We start from the raw sequence: 519 nt of genomic DNA on the forward strand, positions 1-519 counted from the left end.
CATTACCCGTACTACAGGCTATATCTATCAACTTAGGAAGTACATAGCGCTCATACGGGTTCATTGTGATCTCCATTTTAGTCGCTCAATGTTCAACGACATATACACTGTCTGCGCCCTAAGCCTTGCAAGTATTGATACCAAGTATTGAGTACAACACGCAAGAGCGAAACAATCCTGTCAGTAGAGGCACTAAGCCTATAATGCCCCACCAGCTTTGAAAATAAACGCCCAAAGCAATAATAACAATACCTGCGATGATACGTAACCTTCTATCGATACTACCTACGTTAACTTTCATAATACAATCCTTAGTGAGTGTAATAGTTGAGACATAGCGAGTATTTAAAGCCTTATAAATGAACTTGCCAGCTATTAGTTAGATGGTTAGTCATTGATTTTAGTTTAAAGAATAGGCTACCCAAACGCCTTAGCATTGATAGGTACTTTTAGATAGCGTACGCCATTATCTTCAGGATCAGGCAAGTGACCGGCATCGATGTTGACTTGTACTGAGGG

Annotated in this window: 1 protein-coding gene; it reads right to left on the bottom strand. The window is 40.3% G+C overall.

What is annotated here, in order from left to right; all coding sequences use genetic code 11:
* Positions 1-118: 118 nt before the first annotated feature.
* Positions 119-301 carry a YgaP family membrane protein gene (locus tag ACTXGO_RS16240; protein WP_435949592.1) on the bottom strand — a complete coding sequence of 61 codons (183 nt, stop codon included), beginning with the start codon at positions 299-301 and terminating at the stop codon, positions 119-121.
* Between the last annotated feature and the right edge of the window lie 218 nt (positions 302-519).

Source organism: Psychrobacter sp. T6-1 (genome assembly GCF_052258445.1).

Bases quoted from the DNA above. Each gene is read 5' to 3' on its own strand.
- ACTXGO_RS16240 (WP_435949592.1), bottom strand. From the start codon at position 301: ATGAAAGTTAACGTAGGTAGTATCGATAGAAGGTTACGTATCATCGCA.